1 pseudogene is annotated in these 323 nt (G+C 64.7%); it reads right to left on the bottom strand.

Annotation, left to right across the window (positions count from 1 at the left end):
* A pseudogene (locus PUR61_RS13890) lies at positions 1-323 on the bottom strand (hypothetical protein); the annotation flags it as partial.

Genomic DNA, 323 nt, shown 5'->3' with positions numbered 1-323 from the left:
TACGAGAGGGTCTGAAGCACATGCTGTCTCTCGAGCGATGGGGTAGCCGGAAAGTGATTCTCATATTGCTCCAACGAACAGTAGTCATAAGTTTTCTGAGATCCGTCTAAGTCAGCCTGTGAGGTGTCGTTCAAGTGAGACTCGGCCGACAGACGCCGGCCCATCCCCACCCACTGCGAACCCTGACCCGGGTACACGAACACCGACCGGCCCGCCACCTCCGCCCGGCCCGCCACCAACCCGGGCACAGCCTCGCCGGAGGACAGCGCCCGCAGTCCGGTCAGCGCCTGCGCCTGATCGGCGGCGACCACGACGGCCCGCCG

Source organism: Streptomyces sp. BE20, assembly GCF_036322525.1.
GTDB lineage: Bacteria > Actinomycetota > Actinomycetes > Streptomycetales > Streptomycetaceae > Kitasatospora.
This window is presented reverse-complemented; position numbering and strand designations above follow the sequence as displayed.